The sequence below is a fragment of the Rhizobium lusitanum genome, assembly GCF_014189535.1.
In the GTDB taxonomy this organism is placed as follows: domain Bacteria; phylum Pseudomonadota; class Alphaproteobacteria; order Rhizobiales; family Rhizobiaceae; genus Rhizobium; species Rhizobium lusitanum_C.
The window spans coordinates 896,229-913,623 of record NZ_CP050308.1 but is presented as its reverse complement, the minus strand read 5'-3'; the positions used below and the strand labels follow the sequence as shown (position 1 = coordinate 913,623).

Below are 17,395 nucleotides of genomic sequence, written 5' to 3'. Positions count from 1 at the left end.
ATAAGAAACTGTGGGATCGCTTCAACTGAAATCCATCCGCAAGGCCTATGGCAAGCATGATGTGCTGAAGGGCATCGACCTCGAGGTGAAGGACGGCGAGTTCGTCATCTTCGTCGGCCCCTCCGGTTGCGGCAAGTCGACCCTGCTGCGCAGCATCGCCGGTCTCGAAGACGTGACCTCGGGCGCCGTGCTGATCAATGGCAAGGACGTGACCGTGACGCCGCCCGCCAAGCGCGGCATTTCCATGGTGTTCCAGTCCTATGCGCTCTATCCGCACCTGACGGTGAAGGACAACATGGGCCTCGGCCTGAAACAGGCGGGCACCCCCAAGGAGGAGATCGAGAGCCGTGTCGCGAAGGCGTCGGGCATGCTGTCCCTCGAGCCCTATCTCGCCCGCCGGCCGGCAGAACTTTCCGGCGGCCAGCGTCAGCGTGTTGCGATCGGCCGCGCCATTGTGCGTGAGCCTGAACTCTTCCTGTTCGACGAGCCATTGTCGAATCTCGATGCGGCGCTGCGCGTCCAGACCCGTCTCGAAATCGCTCGCCTGCATCGCAGTTTGAAGGCGACGATGATCTATGTCACCCATGATCAGGTCGAAGCCATGACGTTGGCCGACAAGATCGTCGTGATGAACGCCGGTGCTATCGAGCAGATCGGCTCGCCGATGGAACTCTACAATCGTCCTGCCAATGTTTTCGTCGGCGGCTTCATCGGCTCGCCGCAGATGAATCTCATTCCGGCGGAAAAGCTCGAACAGGGCGGCGCCAAGACCATCGGCATCCGTCCCGAGCATATCACGCTATCACGAGAGCAGGGCACCTGGGCCGCCAAGGTCGTCCACGTCGAACATCTCGGCGCCGACACCATCATCTATCTCGAATCCGATCACACTGGTCTTTTGACCGTACGCCTGTTCGGTGAACATCAATATGAGCCGGATGAAACAGTCTATGCGACGCCGGATACCGGACATATGCATCGCTTCGACGAGAACGACAAGGCGATCCGCTCGTAAACCAGACTGACCGAGGCGAAGTGACAGTCTTCGTCTCGCTCGCCTACCGTGGCATGGATATTGTGTTCCGTCATTTGCTTTGCGAATTTGAGGGAACGCCTATTGCCAGGGCGGCTCGCTCGATGATTTCGGCGATGCGTTCGGAAAGGGCGGGATCGGAGACGGCGCGAGCAAGCGTCACACCGCCACTGAGTGTTGCCAGGAGAAAGATCGCACGATCCTCCGCCGTTGTTTCGGCGGAGTTCGCGCTCTCCGGCAGGCCAGCCGCAACATCAGCGATAAGTTTTCTCAACTCCGCCGTATAGACATCGCGCGTTTCATCGTCCGCACGCATGACATCGGGAGAGAGGCTCGGCAGAGCGCAGCTGTCGCCGAGATCGCAGGTTCGCTTGTAGCCGAGATAATAGCTGGCAAAGGCCTTCAGCCAGTCTTTTGGCTGACTTTCCTTAAGTGCTGAGATCCCTTGGCGCAATTCCTCCAATCCTTCCACGACAGCCGTGCGAAACGCTTCGCCCTTGGATTTGAAGTGTCCATAGAAAGCGCCGTTCGTGACGCCGGCCGCTTTCGTCAGGGCATCGATGCCCGCCCCGCCATAACCTTCCCTTCGAAATACCTGCCCCGCAGCTGCGACGACCCGTGTCCGGGTTTCCTGCTTGTGTTCGGCGCTATAGCGCATTTTTTGTCTCCATAAAGAGTGGTCACTCTTTATTGGTTGCATAGAGAGCGATCAGCATGTATTCATAAAGAGTGATCGGTATATATCAATTGCCGCCACAGGTCCAATAAGGAGATATCCCATGCCTATTACGCTCACCGTACCCGAAGGGCTGCTCTCGCCCGAAGCGCAGGCGCAGGCCTTTGCCGGATTGACGGATGCGGTCCTCGATGTTGCCGGTTTGACCGGCAATGTCTTCATGACGGCCCACGTCATCGGCACGATCAACGTGCTTCCGGCCGGGCATATTCTGGCTGCAGGAAAGCCCGTTGCGGCGGCCCTCATCGAACTAAAGCTGCCTGAGATCGCGCTTGCGACCGCAGAGGCTAAGCGCGCATTCATCGAAAGAGCGACCGATGTCGTCGAACAGGCGGCCGAAGGGCGGATCAAGCGTGAACACATCTGGTCGAATATAGTCTATGCGCCGGACGGTGCTTGGGGCATTGCGGGGCGCAGCTACAGTAATGCCGATCTGATCGGCGCCATTCAGGAGGCTGCGGCTGCCCAACTAAGCCAGGGTCTCTTAACCGCCTGAAGCGGCGGAATCACCGAAGTGTCGGACCGACGTGTACCAAGCCACCGTGGTCCGACGGCAAGAGGGAGGCAGGACATGCAACTCGCCAATTATCTGTTCTTCACGACACATTGCGAGGAGGCGCTTGCCTTCTACACCGCCTGCGGGCTTGGCCGGGTCACGCTTTTGATCCGCCATGGCGCGGATGGAATGCCGCTTGCTGAGGATTCTATGCGGGGCAGGGTGATGCATGCTCGTTTTGAGGGACCGGGCTTGCTGTTTTTTGCATCCGACAACCACGATGCCGAGCCGATGCGCGGCTCCGCCCATATGCTGGTTACAGATGACCGCGATAGCACCGACAGGGTTTTCTCTCTGTTGGCCGAGGGTGGTAGGGTAACGACACCGCTCGCCGTTCAACCGTGGGGGAGCTATTACGGCAAGCTCACGGATCGGTTTGGCGTTCAGTGGATGGTGGATTGCGTGAAGTAGCGATCTCGAACAGAAGGAATTTAGTTCGTATAGTCCGGTCGTCCGGACGAATTCACTCTACTGTCATGAAGCCGGGCTATCAAAAGTTCAGTCCACTCCAACAGCGAGCGCATCATGACAACCGCAACTTCCACTTACGCGACATGGCATACCGAACCGAATGGCGACATCGCGATGGCGGAATCGCATAGTCCGCTTTGGCGGCATTTCATTGAGACGGTGCCGGAGCGGGATTTTTCGTCGAAGACGGTGCTGGATTTCGGCTGCAATCGCGGAGGCTTCCTCCGGCTGCTGCATGCGATGCGGCCGTTCCGTCGTGGTATTGGGATCGATATTGCCTCGGAATCCGTTGCCGCCGCTGACGCCGCCAAGGGCAATATGCCGCTGCAGTTTCACGTCACGACCGATCTTTCACCCTTCACCGATAGCTTCGATGTCGCTTTCAGCTATGAGGTCGTCTATCTGCTGCCAGATCTGAAGCGGCACGCCGAGCAGATGTTTCAGGTCATGCGCGACGGCGGCGTCTATTACGCCGTCACCGGCTGCCACAATGAAATGCCGCTCTGGCCGAAATGGCGGGAGCTGATCGGCGGCAACAGCAATGCGCCGGTGCAGGATCGGTCTCCGCAGGACTATATCGATGCCTTCGTTGCGGCTGGTTTCAATGTCTCCGTCAAGCGTTTCGGCTATGATGGCTTCGTGAGCGGTTCGAAGGACCGCAAATATTATCCGAGCATTCTCGACGCACTGGCCTATCCCGCCGAATACAAGCTGTTGTTCCGGCTCGAAAAGCGCGTGTGACATGGAGACGATCGATCGCAAGAGCGGCAGCGCTCTTTGGCATCAGATCGGCGAGGTCCTGGCGGCGGATATTGCCGCCGGGACGTTTGCCGCAGGCGCGAAATTGCCGACAGAACCGGAGCTGATGGAGCGCTTCGGTGTCAGCCGCTTCACCGTCCGTCAGGCGCTCGGGCATCTGGAGCAGCGAGGATTGGTACGCGCCGAGCAGGGGCGCGGCACGTTCGTGCACAAGGGTGCCATCGATTACACGCTCTCGAAGAAGACCCGGTTTTCCAAGAACCTTATCGAGCAGGGCTTCGAGCCCGGTGGGGAATTGCTGATCCATGAAATCATTCCGGCGTCCGAGCGAGTCGCGGCGCGGTTGAAGCTTGCGCCGAATGCGCTGGTTATCCATCGTCGCGGCGTGATGACGGCCGATGGCGTTCCCATTGAGCTCGGCGACACATATTACCCGGCGGAACGTTTTCCCGATTTCGACAAGGCGCGGCTGCAATATCCGACGATCACGGCCGCACTGGCGAGCTACGGTGTTCGCGACTACGAGCGGCTGTCGACCGAGATCGAGGCGCGCATGCCGACCGGCGAAGAGGCACGGCTGTTGCGGCAGCCGAAATCGGCGCCGGTGCTGGTGATCCTCAAGGTGGATGTCGATATCGACAGCGCACCCATTGCCTATTCGGAAACGGTATGGTCGGCGGAGCGGGTGACCTTCAAGGTCGATTTGGGGTAGGCGTCCTATCGGTGTGACAGAATGTTCACAATCCTGCCGAGCGGATCGCGGACGTAGAAGCGCCGGACACCCCAGGGTTCGTCAGTCAGATCATAGACGATGTCGAACTGCATCGATTGGGCGCGCGCGAAAAGCTCATCGACATCATCGACCTCGACGGAGAGATCGGGGACGACGGTTCCGGAGCCGCCTTCGCTGGCAATGCTGATTTGTGGCACGGTCGCGGCGTCGGAGGCGAAGGTAAGGATCCAGCCGTGATCCATGACGATATCGAGGCCCAGCAGGTCGCCGTAAAAAAGACGGGCGCTGGCCGGATCGACCGCATGGAGGTTGGGAATGATGCGCAGCACGGCCATGCGGTACTCCCGACGAGAAAATGGAGGCGGGGCCTTGCCGCGCCTCCATCATCTTAGCTCATACCGTTACCGATGGCAGCAGCTTGGCGCGCTCGGCGAGGATCTGCCGGCAGGAGCTCGCGACTTCGCGGCCCTTGAGGACGAAATGCTCCTTGAAGAATTCGATATGCGCTTCCGATTCCTGGAAATGATGCGGCGTCAGCACTGCCGAGAGGATCGGTACGCCGGTGTCGAGCTGGACGCGCATCATCGCGTCGAGAACGGTATTGGCAACGAACTCGTGGCGATAGATGCCGCCGTCGACCACGAAGGCGGTGGCGACGATGGCTGAATAGCGGCCGTTGCGGGCCAGCGTCTGGGCATGCAGCGGGATTTCCAGGGCGCCGGGCACATCGAAGATGTCGATGGGGGAGGCGCCCTCGGTCTTCTGCCATTCGGCAACGAAAGAATCGACGCTTTGATCGACGATGTCGGCGTGCCAACGAGCCCGGATCAGTGCAATGCGGCCCGGTTGTGTGGAAATGGAGATAGTCATGAACTCTGCCTTTCAAGGGTTTAACTCAATATCCCTTGGGCGAACACGCAAGGCCGCAGAACTCCTCGCGCGGAGGAGCCATCGACCCTGCTTGCTCTCTTCCATCCGGACTATACCGTCGGCTCCGGCCTCTCACCGGATCTGCTGACCCTTCCATTGTGTGGAAGGCGCTCGCGGGCTCGGAGACAAGTCTCCATACCGCCGGTGGGGAATCTCACCCCGCCCTGAGAACGATTGGAATATAAGTGCAGCGCAGCAGAAATCAAAGAAAAACACCGGGCGATTAACCCGGCGCTTGTGAAAAATTTGTTCAAGAGCGGTCGATCAGTCCTGGATGACCAGCAGATCGGAGGAGGCGAAGCGCAATGTCACCTTTTCACCGACGCTGGGCGGCAGCAGGCCGGGGCTATTGAACATGTCGAAGGAGATGGTATTGCCGCCGACATTCATGCGCGTGCGGATCACCGAACCGAGGAAATGCGCCGAGGAGACTTCGCCGGTCAGCGCGGTGTCACCCTTGGCCGATTCGGCCAGCGAGCCGGCTTCCGGACGCAGTGCCAGCGATACGGTGTCGCCTGGCTTGTAGGCTGTGACCGACTGCTTCAGCGTCACGCCCTGATCACCGATCATGATGCGGTTATTGTCCGGATCGACGACCTTGCCTTCGATCAGGTTCAGCGTGCCGACGAAGGAGGCGACAAAGCGGGTGGCCGGGGTGTTGTAGATCTCGTAGGGCGTACCGATCTGATCGGCGCGACCGCCATTCATGACGACGATGCGGTCGGAGATCGACAGAGCTTCTTCCTGATCGTGCGTCACGAAGACGGTGGTAATGCCAAGCTGCCGCTGGATGGCGCGGATTTCCTCGCGCAACGATACGCGGATCTTGGCGTCGAGCGCCGAGAGCGGTTCGTCGAGCAGCAACACCTGCGGCTTGACGGCGATGGCGCGGGCGAGCGCCACACGCTGCTGCTGGCCGCCGGACATCTGGTAGGGATAGCGGTCGGCAAGATGATCGAGCTTGATCAGGCCGAGCATTTCCTTGACTCGGCTGTCGATGTCGGGCTTGGCCATGCCGGCGACCTTGAGGCCGAAGGCGACGTTGTCGTGCACGGTCATGTTCGGAAACAGCGCATAGGCCTGGAACACCATGCCGATATTGCGCTGGTTCGGTTTCAGCGGCCGCTGGTCCTTGCCGTTGATCGTTAAGGTGCCGGCGGTCGGGTTTTCGAAGCCGGCGATCATGCGCAGGACTGTCGTCTTGCCGCAACCCGACGGTCCGAGGAAGGAGACGAATTCTCCCTTCTCGATGTGCATGGTGAAGTCGTGAACGACCTGGACCTCGCCGAAGGATTTTTTGAGATGGGTAAGTTCGAGAAAAGCCATGGTGAGGAGCCTTACGCCTTAATCGGAGCGGATTTTGAGAAACGGGACACGAGCTGGAGCAAGCCCATGCTGAGCCAGGTTATGGCGAGTGCGATGATCGCCAGCGCTGAGGACTGATAAGCTTGGTTGGCGCCGACGAGCTGCATATAGGGGCCGAATGCCGGACGATTGAGGAGTGAGGCCATGGTGAACTCGCCCATGACGATCGCAAGCGTGATGAAGGCGCCGGAAAGCACGCCGCTCATGACATTCGGGAAGATGCATTTGAACATGATGGTCGTCCAGCTGGCACCCAGGCTTTCGGCGGCTTCGGTCAGCGTGCCAATGTCGATCGTGCGCATCGCCGTATCGACCGAACGATACATATAGGGCAGCGACAGCACAATGTACGAACAGACGAGCAAGATATTGGTCGTTTGATTATAGCCCGTCAGCGGCAGGATCGACGACGAGTTATAGAGACGCAAATAGCCGAAGACGATGACGATTGCCGGGATGACCAGCGGCATCAAGGTGATGAATTCCACCAGCGGGCGTATTTGCGGCAGCCGCAGGCGAACCCAATAGGCCGTCGGCACCACAAGCAGCATGCCGAAAATGATGGTCAGCACGGCCATCAGCATGGAATAGCCAAAGGCGTAAAGGAAGTTGGGATCGGAAAAGACCGAGGTATAGGCATCAAAACTGTAGGCGTTGCGGCGCATGCGCAACGAGAATTCCAACGTGCCGATAAGCGGTACGATGAAATAGAAGGCGCCGATGGCGACCGCGATCCAGGCAAAGAATTTTTGCAGCTTCATTTTTGCCACCGTTCAGCGCGCATGCGCATGAGAATGTAGATGACGTTCGAGATGCCGGTGATGACGATCATGCCGAGCGCCATGGCATAGCCGAGATTGGCATTATGCAGCACATCGCCGCGAATTTGGGCGTAGAGCTGGATCGGCACGATATTGAGCGAGCTGCCGGTCAATGCGATGGCTGTCGCGATCGCGCCGAAAGCATTGGCAAACAACAGCAGCGTCGTGCCGAGCAGGCTTGGCCAGAGGATGGGCAGTGCCACCATCAGCCAATATTGCCCGTTGGTGGCGCCGAGAATGGAGGCTGCCTCGCGCCATTCCTTCTTCATGCCGTCCAGCGCCGGCGTGATAATCAGCACCATCAGGGGGATCTGGAAATACATATAGGTGATGGTGAGGCCGATGAAGCTGTAGAGGTTGAAGCCGGTCGAGTAAAGATTGAAGCCGAACAACTCAACCATCAACACGGTGACGAGCCCGAGACGGCCGATCGTGGCGATGAACGCGAAGGCTAGCGGTACACCGGCGAAATTGGAGGCCACGCCCGAAAAGGTCAGAAATGTATGGCGGACCCAGGCCGGAAGGCCGCCCATGACCAGTGCCCAGGCGAGATAGAAACCGATCAGCGCGCCGCCAAGCGCGGAAACAACCGACACTTTGATGCTGATCCAGTAGGAGTTCATGATGGACGGCGTGAACAGGCCGACGATGTTCTGGAGGGTGAGGCTTCCATCGGGCGTCAAAAAGGCGCCGGCGACAAGATAGATCGTCGGGAAAATCAGAAACAGCAGCGCGAAGATCAGGAAGGGCGCAATGCCCAGCCAATCGATGACCGCGCGCTTGCTGATCAGGGGAGCAGAACTGATCGTTGATGTTGTGACGGTGCTCATGAAGTGCCCAATCTGCGGCATCGAAAACGGAAAACCTCCCCGTCGAAACGGGGAGGTCATTTCAAGTCGGATTACTGCACGTTCGAACCGACGACGCTGTCCCAATTGGTGGTGATGGCGGTCTTGCCAGCAGCCTGTTCGTCGAGCGTCGGGAACACGGCCTTTTCATAGGCGGCAGCCGGGGGCAGCTTGTCGAGGAGCTCCTTCGGAACCTTGCCGTTCTTTGCAAGGTCGTTGAAGCGGATCGGGTGGCAATAGCCCTTCAGCCAGCCAATCTGGCCTTCGTCGGAATAAAGGAATTCCATCCAGAGCTTGGCAGCGTTCGGGTGCGGAGCGAAAGCCGAGATCGCCTGGACGTAGACGCCAGCGACAACGCCCGAAGCCGGAACCGTAACATCGACCGGCGGGTTGCCGTTCAGGCTGTCACGCCATGCAAGACCGTTATAGTCCCAGGCGACGACGATCGGGGTCGCGCCCTGAGCGAGCGAAGCGGACTTGCCGATGACCGGAACGAAATTACCAGCCTTGTTGAGCTGAGCGAAATACTTCAGGCCGGCTTCGCCGATCTTGGTCGCATCCTTTTCGCCAGCGGCGAGGCCGGCAGCGTAAGCGGCCTGGACGGCCTGATTGGACGTGCGCGGGTCGCCAGCGAGCGATACCGTGTTGGCGTATTCCGGCTTCAGCAGGTCAGCCCAGTCCTTCGGCGGGTTCTTGACGATGTCCTTGTTCACGACGAAGGAGAGAACGCCGTAATAGTCGCCGTACCAGTAGCCGTCGGCATCCTTGGCGCTGTCCGGAATCGAATCCCAGGTCGAGACCTTGTAAGGCTGGATCAGGCCGTCTTTCTTGGCGGACGGACCAAAGGAGAGACCAACGTCGATGACGTCGGGAGCCTGCGGGCCGGTGTTGCCCTTGTTGGCGCGGATGGCTTCAACTTCGTCGCCCGAACCGGCGTCCGGGTTGAGTTCGTTGACTTCGATGCCATATTTCGCCTTGAAGGCTGCGATAAGGTCGCCATAACCGCACCAGTTGTGGGGCAGGGCGATGGTGGTCAGCGTGCCTTCCTTTTTGGCGGCAGCAATGAGGTCCGCGCTCGGTTCAGCAGCGGCGATGGCGGTCGACGCCATGATCATCGCGGTGGAGAGCGTCAGAAGACGATGAATTTTCGTGATCACTGGTATTCCTCCTTTTAGGTTTTCAGTGTCTGGCGTTGCTGTTAATGACGTTGCATGAAGGTTGTGTGACGGGTTCAATGAGTTGCGTTTCCAGCAAATGCAAGGATTTACTCTTATTCACGAACTATGACGGACAATGTCTCGCTGGCGAATTCGTAGGTCGCTATTCAATACTTCTTTTCCTTCTAACTTAGCTTGCGGAACAGGCGCGTCTGTTCGAAGAGGCCCTCCAGGGTTTTCATGCGCTCGCTCGTCTCGTCCCAGGTCGAACTCTGCACGGCCTCGATCAGCGCCTCGACGATGAAGAGGGTGACGACAGAGGAATCCCAGGCCGAAGGTGCTTCAATTTGCACGCGAAAGGTGTGCTTGGCATGCTTGGCGGCTGGAGTCGCCCATTGGTCGGTGAAGACGATGATCTCTGCCCCGTGGCGGCGGGCGGCGGCGGCGAGATTGACCATCTCCTGCTCATAGCGCCTGATATCGAAGATCACGAGCAGGTCGCCGGGGTTCATGTTCAAAACATATTGCGGCCACGAGCTGGAATTGGAGGAGAGCAAGGTCGTGTTCGGGCGGATGACCTGCATATGGGTGAAGAAATATTCCGCAAGCGCGCCGGTGATGCGCCCGCCAACGAAATAAAGCCCGCGTTTACGCTCCGACAGCAGCGCGGCGACGCTCTCGAAGGTCGCCACATCGAGATCCGTCAGGGTCTGGCGAAGATTGCCCATGATGGCGTCGGCAAATCGGTTGAGGATATGCGTGCCAGGGGCCTTGGATGCCCAGCGATCATGCTTCGTCAGCGGATTGGAGATGGTCGCCTCGACCTCGTGATGGAGGTGCGACTGAAAATCCGGATAACCTTTGTAGCCAAGTTTCTGCACCATGCGCGCCACGGTCGGCGTGGACACGCGGGCGTTCTCGGCGACCGTCGTAATACTGCCCAACCCCGAAACGGGGTAATTGTCGAGCAGGCTCTTGGCGAGCTGCTTCTCGGCGCGCGTCAACGCGTCGAATTGGGCATGGATTACGTCCGAAACTGTCTTCGACGCATTGCTCACTCGATTTTAGCTCCCCGGGACGGTCTTATGCCAGTCTCCTGCGACGATATAACAACGCTGTCACATTTCGAGTCAATGTCACAAATGAAGAAATAATTTCAGTTTGCAGTTGACAGTCGCCGGAACCTGAAGAATTCTTTTCTTATAAAAAATTTATTAAGTAGCGATGGGGCGCCTGCAATGCTTGCCCAGCAAGGCATTTTGACGGAAGCGGATGGCGAGTGCGTTGCGGTCGAGCGGCCGGACGGAAAGAGTCCGTTTTTCATCATTTGCGAACATGCATCTCGCAGGCTGCCGGAGCGCTTCGGCGATCTTGGCCTGTCACCGGAAGCGCTTTCCAGCCACATTGCTTGGGATCCGGGGGCATTGGCTGTTGCCCGGAAAATCTCCGATAGCCTCGATGCAACATTGGTTCATCAGCGCTTCTCGCGCCTGATTTATGATTGCAACCGGCCACCGGAAAGCGCCGGCGCCATGCCGGAAATCAGCGAGATCTACACGATCCCTGGCAATCAGCATCTGCGGGCTGTGGATCGGGAGGCACGGACCGAGGCGCTTTACATACCGTTCCACAATCGCATTCGGGCGCTCCTGAAAGAGCGGGGGGCCAGGGGACAAAAAAACGTGATCGTCACTGTCCACAGTTTTACGCCCGTCTACAACGGCAAGCGTCGGGCAGTAGAGCTCGGCATTCTGCACGATAATGATCGCTGGCTGGCGGATCGCATGCTGGACGCGGCGGCTGAGGCGCCGCTCTATCGTACCGAACGCAACGAGCCCTACGGGCCTGAGGACGGAGTGACCCATACGCTGAAATTGCATGGGATCGCCAATGGTTTGCATAACGTGATGATCGAGGTCCGCAACGACCTCGTCGTGGATGACGTCGGCCAAGGGGTCGTGGCCGACTATCTGACAGGGCTTCTCCAGAGCAGTCTGGAAGCCTGATTAGAAGAAGAAAAGACCCCGGGGAGCAGCTCAACTGCGATCGGGCCATACGGCAAAAAGTCGGTGGTTCACATGAGATACGGTCTTTCGCAATTCCGCGGAAGGCTTGGTTTTAGGGGGAATGACATGTCTGATTACACAGACTTAGACAAGAAAGAGGATGTGCATATCCTGCACTCCATGGGCTATGCCCAGGAGTTGGAACGGCGAATGAGCTCGTTCTCGAATTTCGCGGTTTCCTTTTCGATTATTTGTATTCTTTCCGGCGGTATCAATTCGCTTGCCCAGGCAACGTCAGGTGCCGGCGGTGCCGCGATCGGCATCGGCTGGCCGGTCGGATGCTTTATTTCTCTGGTCTTTGCTGTTGCTATGGCACAGATCAGCTCGGCCTATCCAACAGCGGGTGGGCTCTATCACTGGGGTTCGATCCTCGGCAACCGCTTCACCGGCTGGCTGACCGCCTGGTTCAACCTCCTCGGTCTCGTCACGGTTCTCGGCGCGATCAATGTCGGCACCTACTACTTCTTCATCGGCGCTTTCGGTGAGTATTTCGGCATGACCGATACGACATTGGTCCGCATGGCGTTCCTGGTCGTCATCACCGGCCTTCAGGCGCTGGTGAACCATATGGGCATCGGTCTGACGGCCAAGTTGACCGACTTTTCCGGTTACCTGATCTTCGCAACGGCGATCGCACTGTCGATCGTGTGCCTGGCCGCCGCGCCATCCTTTGACTTTGCACGGCTGTTCACCTTCACCAACTATTCGGGCTTGGCCACGATCGCCGCCGACGGCACAGCGACCGGCGCTCCGGTCTGGCCGCAGGTGTCTACCTTCTGGGTCTTCGCTCTCGGTCTGCTGCTGCCGATCTACACGATCACCGGTTATGACGCCTCCGCGCATACCTCGGAAGAGACCGTCAAGGCGGCCCATTCCGTTCCGCGCGGCATGGTAGGCTCCGTGCTTTGGTCGGCATTGTTCGGCTACATCATGCTGTGCTCGTTCGTGCTGATGCTCCCGAACATGGACGATGCTGCCAAGCAGGGCTGGAACGTGTTCTTCTGGGCGATGAACTCTCAGGTGAACCCGATCATCAAGGATATCCTGTACTTCCTGATCCTCATCAGCCAGTGGCTGTGCGGTCTGGCGACGGTAACGTCGGTGTCGCGCATGATCTTCGCATTCTCGCGTGACGGCGGCCTTCCGGCTTCGAAGGCACTCGCCAAGGTCAGCCCGAAATACCGCACACCAGTTTCGGCGATCTGGACCGGTTCGATCCTTTCGGTGCTGTTCGTCTGGGGTTCGTCGCTGGTGTCGATCGGCGATACGCCGGTGTACAGTATCGTCGTTTCCTGCACCGTCATCTTCCTGTTCTTCTCCTTTGCGATCCCGATCACGCTCGGCCTGTTCGCATGGGGCACGTCGAAGTGGGACAAGATGGGTCCGTGGAACCTCGGCGAGGGGTTGTTCAAGCTCTTTGCCGTGCTGACGGTCATCTCGATGATCATCATCTTCGTTATTGGCATTCAGCCGCCGAATGATTGGGCGGGTATCATCACGGTCGGCTTCCTCGTGCTGACGGCAATCGTCTGGTTCGGTTTCGAGCGCCGCCGCTTCAAGGGGCCGCCGATCGGTGACGCAATCGCCAAGCGCAAGGCCGATATCGCAGCGGCTGAAGCGGCTGTCGGCGAAAGCTGAGAGCTGGGCCGCAGGTCCTAAAACCAAAACCAAGAGGCCGCATGCGTGCGGCCTCTTTCACCGGCACAAACGCAGCACGGAATACGCGTTGTTCCCGCCAGGGAATGTCGTTTCGTTGTCCGATGTCACCATTAGTATTCAGGCGGATCGATCATGAGCACCAGCTATACGTTAGACGACCTCAGACAGGATGTGGCCGAGGGGCGCATCGACACGGTTCTGGCATGCCAGGTGGATATGCAGGGCCGCTTGATGGGCAAACGCTTCCAGGCGGAATTCTTCGTCGAAAGCGCCTGGAAGGAAACGCATAGCTGCAACTATCTGCAGGCGACCGACATCGAGATGGAGACCGTTTCCGGCTACAAGTCGACAAGCTGGGAAAAGGGCTATGGCGACTATACGATGAAGCCTGATCTCTCCACGCTTCGCCGTATTCCCTGGCTCGAAGGCACGGCGCTCGTACTCTGCGACGTGCTTGACCATCACACCCACGAAGAAGTGGCTCATTCGCCGCGCGCCATCCTCAAGAAGCAGATCAAGCGTCTAGAGGCTCTGGGCATGAAGGCCTACATGGCCTCGGAGCTCGAATTCTTCCTGTTCGATCAAACCTATGACAGCGCCCGCGAGTCCGGCTATCGCAACCTCAATCTCGTCAGCGGCTATAACGAGGACTACCACATCTTCCAGACCACCAAGGAAGAGGATGTCATGCGGGCGATCCGCAAGGGCTTGCAGGGCGCCGAGATCCCGGTTGAGAACTCCAAGGGCGAGGCTTCGGCCGGCCAGGAGGAGATCAATGTCCGCTACGCCGACGCGCTTGATATGGCCGACCGGCATGTGATCATCAAGAACGGCTGCAAGGAGATCGCCTGGGCAAAAGGCAAGGCCATCACCTTCCTGGCGAAGTGGAACTACAGTGCCGCCGGCAGCTCGTCGCATATCCATCAGTCGCTGTGGAGCGCCGACGGCAAGACACCGCTGTTCTTCGACAAGGAAGCAGAGCACGGCATGACGCCGCTGATGAAGCACTATGTCGCCGGCCTCTTGAACCATGCCAGCGAGATCACCTATTTCCTCGCTCCCTATATCAATTCCTACAAGCGTTTCGTCGCGGGCACCTTCGCACCCACCAAGGCGATCTGGAGCACGGACAACCGCACGGCGGGCTATCGTCTCTGCGGCACCGAGACCAAGAGCATCCGCATCGAATGCCGCGTCGGCGGCTCCGACCTCAATCCCTATCTCGCCTTTGCCGCGCTGATCGCCGCCGGCCTTGACGGCATCGAGAACAAGCTTGAGCTGGAAGCGCCGTTCGTCGGAGATGCCTATGGCGCTCGCGAAGTCCGCGAAATTCCGCGCACGCTCCGCGACGCTGCAGTGGCGCTGTCGGGCTCGAAGATGCTGCGCGCAGCCTTCGGCGACGAGGTGATCGACCACTATACCCGCGCTGCCGAATGGGAGCAGGAAGAATACGACCGCCGCATCACCGATTGGGAGGTGGCGCGCGGATTCTGAAAGGGCGTAAGCCTGCGTTGATTGTGAGCCCTGCCCAATTTTCGTCGCCAGGCGAGGGCAGGGAAGGTTGCTGCGGAAAACGCTTCTTTCGGCGGCGCAGGGCTTGCGAAAACCTTCTTCGCGGCTAGCCGAAAATATGTTCGTGACTATAAAAACAGGATTTCGATCATGACCATGATCACATGCGTATCACCCGTGAATGGCGAGGTTTATGCGGAACGTCCAGCGCTGTCGCTGGAGGCTGCCAAGGATGTGGTGGACCGCGCCCGCAAGGCGCAGAAGGATTGGGCGCGCCGTCCGCTGGAAGACCGCGTTCAGCTGGTGCTGAAAGGCGTTGCCCGCCTTAACGAAATGGCCGATGTCGTCGTGCCGGAGCTGACCTGGCAGATGGGTCGGCCGATCAAGTATGGCGGCGAATATCGCGGCTTCAATGAGCGCTCCAACTATGTCGCCTCGATCGCCGCCGATGCGCTGTCGCCGCTGGTGGTGGAAGACAGCGCGAATTTTGCGCGGCGTATCGAGCGCGAGCCGCATGGCGTCGTCTTCGTCATCGCGCCGTGGAACTATCCCTATATGACGGCGATCAATACGATCGCTCCGGCGCTGATGGCCGGCAATACCGTCATCCTGAAGCATGCCAGCCAGACACTTCTGGTCGGCGAGCGGCTTGTGCAGGCCTTTGTCGAGGTCGGTGTTCCCGCCGACGTCTTCCAGAACGTCTTTCTCGATCACGCGACGACCTCGGCGCTGATCGCCGCCGGCAGCTTCAACTTCGTCAACTTCACCGGTTCGGTCGAAGGCGGACGCTCCATCGAGCGCGCCGCCGCCGGCACTTTCACCAGTCTTGGCCTCGAGCTCGGCGGCAAGGATCCGGGCTATGTCATGGAAGATGCCGATTTAGAGGCTGCCGTCGATACGCTGATGGACGGCGCCACGTTCAATTCCGGCCAGTGCTGCTGCGGCATCGAGCGCATTTATGTCCATGAATCGCTCTACGACGCCTTCGTTGAAAAGTCGGTTGCCTGGGTGTCGAACTACAAGCTCGGCAATCCGCTCGATCCGGAAACCACGCTCGGACCGATGGCGCATAAGCGCTTCGCCAAGGTCGTGCGCGAGCAGATCGCCGATGCCGTCGCCAAGGGCGCCAAGGCGCTGGTCGATCCCAAGCTTTTCCCGGCGGATGATGGTGGCGCCTATCTCGCGCCGCAGATCCTCGTCAATGTCGATCACTCCATGGCTTTCATGCGCGAGGAAACCTTCGGTCCGGCAGTTGGCATCATGAAGGTAAAGAGCGATGCGGAAGCGCTGGAGCTGATGAATGACAGCCCTTATGGCCTGACGGCGTCGCTCTGGACCAAGGATGTCGAGCGCGCCGCCCGTATCGGCCGCGACATCGAAACCGGCACTGTCTTCATGAACCGTGCAGATTATCTCGACCCGGCGTTGTGCTGGACTGGTGTCAAGGAAACTGGCCGTGGCGGCTCGCTCTCTGTCATCGGATTCCACAACCTGACGCGCCCGAAATCTTACCATCTGAAGAAAGTAACAGCATGAGCACTATCTCAGCCAATTGGAGCTATCCCACCGCCTTCAAGCTCGGTCGCGGCCGGATCACGGAACTGGCGGATGCCTGCAAGAGCCTGGGGATTAAGAAGCCGCTGCTGATCACCGACCGAGGCCTCGCCTCGATGGCGATCACCAAGACGGCGCTGGATATTCTCGAGGATGCCGGTCTCGGCCGCGCCATCTTCGCCGATGTCGATCCCAATCCGAACGAGAAGAACCTCGAGGCCGGCGTCAAGGCGTTCAAGGATGGCGGGCATGACGGCGTTGTCGCTTTCGGCGGCGGCTCTGGCCTCGATCTCGGCAAGTGCGTTGCCTTCATGGCGGGCCAGACACGTCCGGTCTGGGATTTCGAGGATATCGGCGACTGGTGGACTCGTGCCAATGTCGAAGGCATTGCCCCGATCGTTGCCGTGCCGACGACGGCCGGCACCGGCTCCGAAGTTGGCCGCGCCAGCGTCATCACCAATTCCCAAACGCATGTGAAGAAGATCATCTTCCATCCGAAGTTCCTGCCGGGTGTTGTCATCGCCGATCCGGAACTGACGGTCGGCATGCCGAAGGTCATCACCGCCGGCACCGGCATGGATGCGTTCGCCCATTGCCTGGAAGCCTATTCCTCACCCTTCTACCACCCGATGTCGGCGGGCATCGCGCTGGAAGGCATGCGGCTCGTCAAGGAATTCCTGCCGCGCGCCTATAAGGAAGGGACTGACCTCGAAGCTCGCGCCAACATGATGAGTGCCGCCGCCATGGGCGCCGTTGCGTTCCAGAAGGGCCTCGGCGCCATTCACGCGTTGTCGCATCCGATCGGCGCCGTCTACAACACGCATCACGGCATGACCAATGCCGTTGTCATGCCGGCCGTCCTGCGCTTCAACCGCAAGCTCATTGAAGACAAGATCGCCCGTGCGGCCGCCTATCTCGGCATTTCCGGCGGTTTCGACGGGTTTTATGACTATGTGCTTCAACTGCGCGCTGAACTTGGTGTGCCGGAAAGCCTCTCGGCCATGGGCATCGCTCCGGATCGGATCGACGAACTCTCGGCCATGGCGATCGAGGATCCCAGCGCCGGTGGTAATCCGGTGCCGATGACGCTGGAAAACACCAAGGTGCTGTTCCGCGATTGCTTCTAAAAGACCATCGGTGCGCCGTGGCTGGATTGCGGCGCATCGACCATCTTAAGACAAACAAAAGGGCCGCC

General features: G+C 59.1%; 18 protein-coding genes and 1 riboswitch. Of the genes, 10 read left to right on the top strand and 8 right to left on the bottom strand.

The annotated features are described in order from the left end of the window. The first annotated feature begins 10 nt into the window (after positions 1-10). Positions 11-1,015 (top strand): ABC transporter ATP-binding protein, encoded by a 1,005-nt coding sequence (locus tag HB780_RS18200; protein WP_183694589.1) that lies wholly within the window; start codon positions 11-13, stop codon positions 1,013-1,015. Between the two features lie 70 nt (positions 1,016-1,085). Here HB780_RS18200 and HB780_RS18195 read toward each other — a convergent pair whose 3' ends face one another. Continuing rightward, positions 1,086-1,691, bottom strand: coding sequence for a TetR/AcrR family transcriptional regulator (locus HB780_RS18195; RefSeq protein WP_047455786.1), 606 nt, complete (start codon positions 1,689-1,691; stop codon positions 1,086-1,088). Positions 1,692-1,812: 121 nt separating this feature from the next. On the opposite strand from HB780_RS18195, the gene HB780_RS18190 reads away from it, so the two are divergent. From HB780_RS18190 to phnF, 4 genes are all read left to right on the top strand, one after another. After that, the gene (locus HB780_RS18190; RefSeq protein WP_183694586.1) at positions 1,813-2,265 is read left to right on the top strand and encodes a tautomerase family protein; all 453 of its coding nucleotides are present in this window, start codon (positions 1,813-1,815) and stop codon (positions 2,263-2,265) included. 75 nt (positions 2,266-2,340) lie between these two features. Next, entirely contained in the window at positions 2,341-2,736 is a 396-nt protein-coding gene (locus HB780_RS18185) for a VOC family protein (protein WP_183694583.1), read from the top strand. Positions 2,737-2,850: 114 nt separating this feature from the next. Next, entirely contained in the window at positions 2,851-3,537 is a 687-nt protein-coding gene (locus HB780_RS18180; protein ID WP_183694580.1) for a class I SAM-dependent methyltransferase, read from the top strand. A gap of 1 nt (position 3,538) precedes the next feature. After that, the gene (phnF, locus tag HB780_RS18175; protein WP_183694577.1) at positions 3,539-4,267 is read left to right on the top strand and encodes a phosphonate metabolism transcriptional regulator PhnF; all 729 of its coding nucleotides are present in this window, start codon (positions 3,539-3,541) and stop codon (positions 4,265-4,267) included. A 5-nt stretch (positions 4,268-4,272) separates the two neighbouring features. On the opposite strand, the gene HB780_RS18170 is transcribed toward phnF, so the two are convergent. The 7 genes from HB780_RS18170 to HB780_RS18140 all read right to left on the bottom strand — a co-directional run bounded on the left by HB780_RS18170 (position 4,273) and on the right by HB780_RS18140 (position 10,467). Next, on the bottom strand, positions 4,273-4,623 hold the full coding sequence (locus HB780_RS18170) for a VOC family protein (RefSeq protein ID WP_183694574.1): 351 nt from the start codon (positions 4,621-4,623) through the stop codon (positions 4,273-4,275). A 58-nt stretch (positions 4,624-4,681) separates the two neighbouring features. Beyond that, on the bottom strand, positions 4,682-5,158 hold the full coding sequence (locus tag HB780_RS18165; RefSeq protein WP_183694571.1) for a 6,7-dimethyl-8-ribityllumazine synthase: 477 nt from the start codon (positions 5,156-5,158) through the stop codon (positions 4,682-4,684). Positions 5,159-5,247: 89 nt separating this feature from the next. Next, a riboswitch (FMN riboswitch) is annotated at positions 5,248-5,394 on the bottom strand. 88 nt (positions 5,395-5,482) lie between these two features. After that, complete coding sequence (locus tag HB780_RS18160; protein WP_183694568.1) at positions 5,483-6,544, bottom strand: ABC transporter ATP-binding protein; 1,062 nt, start codon at positions 6,542-6,544, stop codon at positions 5,483-5,485. An 11-nt stretch (positions 6,545-6,555) separates the two neighbouring features. Beyond that, positions 6,556-7,344 carry an ABC transporter permease gene (locus tag HB780_RS18155; RefSeq protein ID WP_007694062.1) on the bottom strand — a complete coding sequence of 263 codons (789 nt, stop codon included), beginning with the start codon at positions 7,342-7,344 and terminating at the stop codon, positions 6,556-6,558. Then, the gene (locus HB780_RS18150) at positions 7,341-8,234 is read right to left on the bottom strand and encodes an ABC transporter permease (RefSeq protein ID WP_183694565.1); all 894 of its coding nucleotides are present in this window, start codon (positions 8,232-8,234) and stop codon (positions 7,341-7,343) included. The genes HB780_RS18155 and HB780_RS18150 overlap by 4 nt, the downstream gene beginning before the upstream one ends. A 71-nt stretch (positions 8,235-8,305) precedes the next feature. Continuing rightward, positions 8,306-9,409, bottom strand: a complete 1,104-nt coding sequence (locus HB780_RS18145) for an ABC transporter substrate-binding protein (RefSeq protein WP_183694562.1) — start codon at positions 9,407-9,409, stop codon at positions 8,306-8,308. 185 nt (positions 9,410-9,594) lie between these two features. Continuing rightward, positions 9,595-10,467 carry a MurR/RpiR family transcriptional regulator gene (locus HB780_RS18140; protein ID WP_183694559.1) on the bottom strand — a complete coding sequence of 291 codons (873 nt, stop codon included), beginning with the start codon at positions 10,465-10,467 and terminating at the stop codon, positions 9,595-9,597. A gap of 180 nt (positions 10,468-10,647) precedes the next feature. On the opposite strand from HB780_RS18140, the gene HB780_RS18135 reads away from it, so the two are divergent. The 5 genes from HB780_RS18135 to HB780_RS18115 all read left to right on the top strand — a co-directional run bounded on the left by HB780_RS18135 (position 10,648) and on the right by HB780_RS18115 (position 17,327). Further along, positions 10,648-11,415: an N-formylglutamate amidohydrolase gene (locus tag HB780_RS18135; protein ID WP_183694556.1), complete on the top strand. Its 768-nt coding sequence runs from the start codon at positions 10,648-10,650 to the stop codon at positions 11,413-11,415. Positions 11,416-11,541: 126 nt separating this feature from the next. Further along, on the top strand, positions 11,542-13,113 hold the full coding sequence (locus HB780_RS18130; protein ID WP_183694553.1) for an amino acid permease: 1,572 nt from the start codon (positions 11,542-11,544) through the stop codon (positions 13,111-13,113). 153 nt (positions 13,114-13,266) lie between these two features. After that, positions 13,267-14,628, top strand: a complete 1,362-nt coding sequence (locus HB780_RS18125; protein ID WP_183694550.1) for a glutamine synthetase family protein — start codon at positions 13,267-13,269, stop codon at positions 14,626-14,628. 168 nt (positions 14,629-14,796) lie between these two features. Then, on the top strand, positions 14,797-16,182 hold the full coding sequence (locus HB780_RS18120; RefSeq protein ID WP_183694548.1) for an aldehyde dehydrogenase family protein: 1,386 nt from the start codon (positions 14,797-14,799) through the stop codon (positions 16,180-16,182). Continuing rightward, on the top strand, positions 16,179-17,327 hold the full coding sequence (locus tag HB780_RS18115; RefSeq protein ID WP_183694544.1) for an iron-containing alcohol dehydrogenase: 1,149 nt from the start codon (positions 16,179-16,181) through the stop codon (positions 17,325-17,327). Before HB780_RS18120 ends, HB780_RS18115 begins: the two co-directional genes overlap by 4 nt. Positions 17,328-17,395 lie beyond the last annotated feature (68 nt).

What these genes read in the sequence shown, in the direction of transcription:
- HB780_RS18115 (WP_183694544.1), top strand. Translation starts at nt 16,179, where the DNA reads ATGAGCACTATCTCAGCCAATTGGAGCTATCCCACCGCCTTCAAGCTC.
- HB780_RS18120 (WP_183694548.1), top strand. Translation starts at nt 14,797, where the DNA reads ATGACCATGATCACATGCGTATCACCCGTGAATGGCGAGGTTTATGCG.
- HB780_RS18180 (WP_183694580.1), top strand. Translation starts at nt 2,851, where the DNA reads ATGACAACCGCAACTTCCACTTACGCGACATGGCATACCGAACCGAAT.
- HB780_RS18190 (WP_183694586.1), top strand. Translation starts at nt 1,813, where the DNA reads ATGCCTATTACGCTCACCGTACCCGAAGGGCTGCTCTCGCCCGAAGCG.
- HB780_RS18185 (WP_183694583.1), top strand. Translation starts at nt 2,341, where the DNA reads ATGCAACTCGCCAATTATCTGTTCTTCACGACACATTGCGAGGAGGCG.
- HB780_RS18170 (WP_183694574.1), bottom strand. Translation starts at nt 4,623, where the DNA reads ATGGCCGTGCTGCGCATCATTCCCAACCTCCATGCGGTCGATCCGGCC.
- HB780_RS18150 (WP_183694565.1), bottom strand. Translation starts at nt 8,234, where the DNA reads ATGAGCACCGTCACAACATCAACGATCAGTTCTGCTCCCCTGATCAGC.
- phnF (WP_183694577.1), top strand. Translation starts at nt 3,539, where the DNA reads ATGGAGACGATCGATCGCAAGAGCGGCAGCGCTCTTTGGCATCAGATC.
- HB780_RS18125 (WP_183694550.1), top strand. Translation starts at nt 13,267, where the DNA reads ATGAGCACCAGCTATACGTTAGACGACCTCAGACAGGATGTGGCCGAG.
- HB780_RS18160 (WP_183694568.1), bottom strand. Translation starts at nt 6,544, where the DNA reads ATGGCTTTTCTCGAACTTACCCATCTCAAAAAATCCTTCGGCGAGGTC.
- HB780_RS18195 (WP_047455786.1), bottom strand. Translation starts at nt 1,691, where the DNA reads ATGCGCTATAGCGCCGAACACAAGCAGGAAACCCGGACACGGGTCGTC.
- HB780_RS18135 (WP_183694556.1), top strand. Translation starts at nt 10,648, where the DNA reads ATGCTTGCCCAGCAAGGCATTTTGACGGAAGCGGATGGCGAGTGCGTT.
- HB780_RS18155 (WP_007694062.1), bottom strand. Translation starts at nt 7,344, where the DNA reads ATGAAGCTGCAAAAATTCTTTGCCTGGATCGCGGTCGCCATCGGCGCC.
- HB780_RS18130 (WP_183694553.1), top strand. Translation starts at nt 11,542, where the DNA reads ATGTCTGATTACACAGACTTAGACAAGAAAGAGGATGTGCATATCCTG.
- HB780_RS18165 (WP_183694571.1), bottom strand. Translation starts at nt 5,158, where the DNA reads ATGACTATCTCCATTTCCACACAACCGGGCCGCATTGCACTGATCCGG.